Annotated in this window: 5 protein-coding genes; all 5 read left to right on the forward strand. The window is 47.5% G+C overall.

Features of this window, described 5'->3' with window-relative positions:
* Positions 1 to 11: 11 nt before the first annotated feature.
* The 5 genes from ACZIX4_RS16440 (at position 12) to ACZIX4_RS16460 (ending at position 6,436) form a co-directional block, all read left to right on the forward strand.
* A complete protein-coding gene (locus tag ACZIX4_RS16440) occupies positions 12 to 1,673 on the forward strand; it encodes a hypothetical protein (RefSeq protein ID WP_463336732.1) in 1,662 nt (553 codons plus the stop codon).
* 1 nt (position 1,674) lies between these two features.
* Positions 1,675 to 2,682 (forward strand): vWA domain-containing protein, encoded by a 1,008-nt coding sequence (locus ACZIX4_RS16445; RefSeq protein WP_463336733.1) that lies wholly within the window; start codon positions 1,675 to 1,677, stop codon positions 2,680 to 2,682.
* 3 nt (positions 2,683 to 2,685) lie between these two features.
* Positions 2,686 to 3,720, forward strand: a complete 1,035-nt coding sequence (locus ACZIX4_RS16450; protein WP_463336734.1) for a vWA domain-containing protein — start codon at positions 2,686 to 2,688, stop codon at positions 3,718 to 3,720.
* Positions 3,720 to 4,541, forward strand: coding sequence for a tetratricopeptide repeat protein (locus ACZIX4_RS16455; protein ID WP_463336735.1), 822 nt, complete (start codon positions 3,720 to 3,722; stop codon positions 4,539 to 4,541). Before ACZIX4_RS16450 ends, ACZIX4_RS16455 begins: the two co-directional genes overlap by 1 nt.
* Positions 4,542 to 4,606: 65 nt before the next feature.
* The gene (locus ACZIX4_RS16460) at positions 4,607 to 6,436 is read left to right on the forward strand and encodes a BatD family protein (protein WP_463336736.1); all 1,830 of its coding nucleotides are present in this window, start codon (positions 4,607 to 4,609) and stop codon (positions 6,434 to 6,436) included.
* Positions 6,437 to 6,665: the final 229 nt, after the last annotated feature.

Below are 6,665 nucleotides of genomic sequence, written 5' to 3' on the forward strand. Positions count from 1 at the left end.
AGGTTAAAACCATGAGAGTAACAAAAAACAACTATCTGTATGCCTTACTGGCCCTGTTTATAGGGTTTGCCGCCTTTGCACAGCAAAACCCCATACACACCAGTATCGATTCAGCTAAGATAAAAATAGGGGCGCAGGCTAACCTTACCCTTAAGGCTACCGTAAACAGCAAAGACAGGGTAAACTTCCCCGAAGGGAAGGTATTCGGGCAGCTGGAGGTACTGGAATCGTACCCGGTAGATACCGTGAAAAAAGGCAGCATCTATGAGCTGGTAAAAAAGTACGGCATCACCCAGTTTGACAGCGGGCGCTATGTAATACCCCGCCTTCCGGTGGTGATAAACAACAAAACCGTACAGTCTGATTCGCTGATGTTGGAAGTAGCCCCAGTACAGGTAGATACCCTGAAGCAAAAAATGTACGACATTAAAACTGTAGCCACGGGCGAATCCTTCACCCCGGCATGGGTTTGGTGGCTGTTGGGCATAGTTGTTTTGGGCGGTGCAGGATTTGCCGGATGGTGGTTCTTCCTCCGTAAAAAGAAACCGGCAGAGAAGAAAAAACCTGAGGTTATTGTTTCGCCTATAGAAAAAGCCACTGCCCACCTTCAGGACCTGGAGAAAAAAGCACTACTACAACAAGGTGCCGTAAAGGAATACTACAGCGAACTGGCCGATATCGCCCGTATGTACATAGAGGAAGCCATACATGTACCGGCGATGGAAAGCACCACAGGTGAGCTTATTGAAGCCATGCGCGAAGCCATGAAGCGCCGCAAAATGGTACTGAAGCAGGAAACCTTTGAGCAGCTTGAAAAAGTATTGCGTACTGCTGATATGGTGAAGTTTGCCAAATCGCGCCCGATGGATTTTGAAATTGCCGACGACCGCAGCCGTATAGAGCAAACCATAGTGGTGATAGACCGCAGCATCCCTGAGGACAAACCCGATGAGGAAAACACCACACAGGCATGGCTGGAGGCCAAACGCCTTAAGGAAGAGGCTAAACGTAAAAAGCGCCGTACTACGGCAATTATTATAAGTGCTTCGGTACTTGTCTTTGCCATCTCAGCATTTTTCAGTTATAACTATGTACACACCCTGTTGTTTGGTGAGTCGACCAAAGACATGCTGGAAGGTGACTGGGTAAAAAGCGAATACGGTGTGCCGGGGGTTACTATAGAAACCCCTCAGGTACTTAAACGTGTGGATGTAGCCAAGGTAATGCCACCTGAAACCATGGCGCTTATAAAGGACATGACCATGTTCGGGCAGGGCACCCTGTTCAGCGATTTTTATATTTTGGTTTCCACGGCCAACTTTAAGCAACCTATTAATGTAGACCTTGAAAAGGCCAGTGAAGGTGTTATAAAAACCATGGAAGCACAAGGCGCAACAGACATACTGGTAAAAACAGACGAGTTTAAAACGCCTGAAGGTATTACAGGCCTGCGTTCTTACGGCACAATGAACCTTAAAGATAAGCTTACCGGTAACCCGGTACGGGCATATTACGAGATATATTTCTTCAGCCAGCAGGGCGGCCTGCAACAGGTAATGGTAGCGTACCGCGAAGGTGATAAATATGCCCCGCAGATATTAAACCGTGTGAAAAACTCGATAGAATTAAGGGCACTTAATAACAACCAGCAACAACAAGAGCAACAGCAATAATATGAACGAAGTAACATTTTTAAATCCCGGTTTCTTCTGGCTGTTTGCGGCAATACCCGTAGCTATTGGCTGGTACATTTGGAAGAGGAAAAGACAAACCGCTGCGCTTACGGTTAGTTCGTTAAACGGTTTTAAGGCAGCACCATCCATGCTGGCCAAACTAAAGCCGGTGTTGTTTGCCCTAAGGCTATTGGCACTAAGCTGCATTATTGTTGGCCTTGCCCGCCCGCGTAAGGTAGACATCAACAACAAGATACGTTCTACCATGGGTATAGACATTGTTATGGCGATAGACGTTTCGGGCAGTATGCTGGCGAAAGACCTTAAGCCGAACCGCCTTGAAGCACTTAAAAAAGTAGCCGAAAGTTTTGTAGACAACCGCCCTAACGATCGTGTAGGTTTAGTTGTTTATGCAGGCGAAAGCTATACACGTGTACCCGTAACCAGCGATAAAGAGCTTGTAAAGGAATCGATACGCGAAATACAGTACGACGAACAGGTGCTGCAGGACGGTACCGGTATAGGCGTAGGACTTGCCACTGCCATAAACAGGCTTAAGGAAAGCAAGGCAAAAAGCCGCATCATCATATTGCTGACAGACGGTGTAAACAACTCCGGGTTTATAGACCCGCGCATGGCGGCAGATTTTGCCAAAGAGCACAACATAAAGGTATATACCATAGGTATAGGCAGTAACGGCCGTGCCATGATGCCGTATGCCCGCGACCCTCGTACAGGTAAGCTGGTGTACCAGATGATGCCGGTAGAAATAGACGAGGCATTGCTGAAGGAAATTGCCAAAAAAACCGATGGTACCTACTTCAGGGCTACCAGCAACAGCAGGCTTAAGGCTATTTATGAAGAGATAAACAAGCTCGAAAAAACCGAGATAGAAGAACAGAAGTTTTATAACTACGACGAAAAGTTCCATCCGTGGGTATGGGCTGCCCTGGGGCTGCTTGTGCTGGAGGCAGCTGCGCGTAAAACACTTTACAGAAGCTTTATATAAACTATGTACGAGTTAGACGAACCAAAATATTTGTACCTGCTGGGCATCATCCCGGTGCTTGTAGCGCTTTTTTTATTCAACCTTTGGTGGAAAAAAAGGAAGCAGCGCCAGTTTGGCGACCCTAAGCTGGTACGCAGGCTCAGCGCCGACAGTTCGGTATTTAAGCCGGCACTGAAACTTACTGTGGTATCACTGGCTATAGCTGCCGTGATTTTGGCATTGGTAAACCCGAAAGTAGGTACCCGTACCGAAACGGTAAAACGCCAGGGCGTAGACATTGTTTTTGCCATAGACGTAAGTAAGAGTATGCTGGCCGAAGACATGGCCCCGAACAGGCTGGAAAAGGCCAAGCAAATAACATCGCAAATCATCAACAGTCTGGGTGCCGACCGCATCGGTATCATTGGTTATGCCGGTAGCGCCTACCCGGTACTGCCCATTACTACAGACTACAGTGTAGCGAAGATGTTTTTGCAGAACATGAATACCGATATGGTTTCGAGCCAGGGTACTGCCATAGCCGATGCTATTCACCTGGCAGCTACCTATTATGACGACCCGCAGACCAGCAAACTGCTGATACTGATCTCAGACGGTGAAGACCACGGCGAAGACAGCGAAGCCGCGGCTGCTGAAGCAAAAGAAAAAGGCATCAAGATACTGACCATAGGTGTCGGCTCTGAAAAGGGCGGGCCTATTCCATTGCGTGAAAACGGCAAGCTACAAGGCTACAAGCAGGACAACGCCGGTGAAACGGTAATTACAAAGCTGTACCCTGATGCACTGAAAACCATAGCTGAAAAAACCGATGGCGGTTATGTATTCGGCGGTACCACACGCGAGGTAACCGAGTACGTAAAGAAGGCTTTGGACAATATAGAAAAGAAAGAGTTCGATTCTAAGGAAGTAGCACTGTACGAGTCGCAATTCCAGTGGTTTTTAGGCGCGGCGTTTTTGCTGCTGTTTATAGACATCTTCCTGCTGGACAGGAAAACGGCCTGGATAACAAAACTTAACCTGTTTAACGAAAAAGAATAATGAAAAGAGTACTTACAGTATGCCTGCTGCTCGGTGCCATTACGGCTTTTTCGCAGGAGAAGCAGCCACAACAGGTTCAGGTTAAAGACAGGAACCTGCCGAAGGGCAATAAAGCCTTTGACAGTAAAGATTATACCGCTGCCGAGGCGGAATACCGCATTTCGGGCAGTAATGAGCCGGGCAAATCTATAGCATCCTATAACCTGGGGAATGCCATTTACAGGCAAAAGAAACCGGCAGAATCTGCATTTGCATACGCCCGTGCCATAGAAACAGCCAAGACCAAGGAGGAGAAGCACCGTGCGTTCCATAACATGGGTAATGCGCTTATGGAGTTAAAGGATTATCAAAACGCCGTGGAAGCCTATAAGAATGCCTTACGCAATAACCCGGCTGATGAGCAAACCCGTTATAACTTTGCCCTGGCGAAAAAAATGCTAAAGCAAAACCCTCCGCCACCGCCGCAAAAGAACAACGATAAGGACAAAAACGACCAGCAGGACAAGAACAAGGACAACAAAAACCAGGATCCTAACAAAGGTGGCCAGGGCGATAACAAAGACCAGGACAAGGATAAAAAGGACGGTAAAGATAAGCAGGACAACAACCAGGATAAAGGCGATAATAAAGATAAGAAGAACGGCGACGGCAAGGATAAGAATGAAGGCGGCGACCCTAAACCAAGCGGTGCCAGCCCTAACAAAGACCAGATGGAGCGTATGCTCGATGCCATGAATAACGAAGAGAAGAAAGTTCAGGATAAACTGAAAAATGGTAAAAAGGTGCGCGGCCAGCAGGTAAAACCTGAAAAAGACTGGTAATAGCCACAGCAAATGCTATTTTTGCACAATGCCTGTGGGCCCGTAACTACGGAATAACGAACGTAATGAAAAAGTATTTAATCTTATTATTCCTTTTAGTGCTTCAGGGGCTGCATGCCCAGGTGGAGTTTAAAGCCGTGCCCAGCCGTAGCAAGATAGGGATAAACGAGCACGTGCGTATAGAATTTACCATGAACCAGGACGGCGATAACTTTGTGCCGCCATCGTTCCAGGGCTTTAAGGTTTCGGGACCGGGGCAAAGTATCAATAACTCTTGGGTAAATAATAAACACACTTTTAGCAAAAGCTATAATTACCTGCTTACGCCCACTGCCAAAGGTACTTTTACCATAGGCGCGGCAACTATAGAAATAGCGGGTGTAGAATATAAAACAACACCGTTTAAAATCACGGTGGGTAATGCTGTGGCAGAACCCGACCCGGACCAGCAGGCGCCGCAATACAACCCTTTCAATCCGTTTGACCCGTTTGGGCGCAGGCAGCAGCAGCAACAGCAACAGCAGGATATAAATATAGACCCGAAAGAGGAGGTACATCTTGTAGCTGAAGTGCAAAATACAAACCCGTATGTAAACGAACCGGTTAATGTAGTATACAAACTGTACATAGGCCGTAATGTGGGGAATATATCGTGGCAGGAAAAGACCACCCCGAAATACAACGACTTCTGGAGCCAGGTAGACCTGCTTAAAGGCGAAAAGATACAACTGAAAGAGGGTACCTACAAAGGCAAACCCGCGCATTATATCGTAGTGCGCAAGGCAGTACTGTATCCGCAGAAAAGCGGGAAATTGTTGCTGGAGCCGCTGATTGATGAAATTGGCGCAGAAATAGTCGCAGGAAGGCCCGATTTCTTTGGGCGCGTACAGATGAAGGAAGCCAAAATGACGGTGAGTACAGGCAAGCAATATATTAACGTAAGGCCGTTGCCTGAAGTAAGTAAGCCGGCCGACTTTGCCGGTGCCGTGGGTAAATTCGAATTTAAGGTTACGCCTGATAAAACCACCAGTAAAAATGGCGAGGCTATAAAGCTTACCATCAGCGTAAGCGGCAAGGGCAACCTGAAACTGTTCAGCCTGCCGAAACCTGAAGTACCTGCCGCACTGGAAATGTATGACCCTGAGCACAAGGAAAACGTACAGACCCCGCTTACGGGCATGACGGGCAGCATTACCGATGTATACACCATAGTACCGAACAGCAAAGGCAAATACCCGATTAAGGCCATGACCTTCTCGTGGTTTGACCCGGCTACAGGCAAGTACTACAGCAAATCCAGCGACGAGATAATGATAGATGTACTCAGCGTGCCTGAAGGTACCGTGGCATCTGGCAAGGCCCAGGGCGGCAAGCATCAGTTGGCACCGGCTGAAACCTTCCGCTACATAGCTACCAAGACTACCCTGAGGGCGCAGGGCAATGAGGATTTTTACGGTTCTACGCTGTTCTATATACTGCTGGTAACGCCGTTTGCACTGATACCGGTAATTGTATTGGCACGTAAGAAGAAAGAAGCCTACGACAGCGATGTGGAAGGCAGCAAGATACGCACCAACAACAAATTGGCTAAAAAGTACCTTACCGATGCCAGGAAACAACTGGGCAACAAGGAGCCATTCTACCTGGCACTTGAAAAAGCCCTGCACAACTTCCTGAAAGCCAGGTTGCGCATTGAAACCGCCGAGCTTAGCCGCGATAACATCCGTGAGCTGTTGCTGTCACGCAAGGCCAATCCGGATACGGTGAATGACTTTACCCGTATTATGGACAGCTGCGAGTTTGCCCGTTATGCACCGTCGTCTGATACGGCCATGCAGCAGGATTATGAAAGCGCAGTGAGTGTTATAACGAGTTTAGAGAAACAGGTTTCTTAAATGGCTCATTGCTGTTGATTTTACCACGAGGTGCACAAAGGGTTTTCACGGAGTTCACAAGGTAAATGAATAGTGTTTAAAAGTTCACAAAGGCTTGAAGCAAGGCTTCAAGCTATATACCGTAAACGTACAACCACAAAGCTTTGTGTACTTTGTAAGCTGACAAAGTCGGCACTTTGTGGTCAACAACATAGTGTACTTAGTGAAAAAACTTTGTGCACCTTGTGGT

The sequence above is a fragment of the Flavobacterium niveum genome (assembly GCF_055231775.1).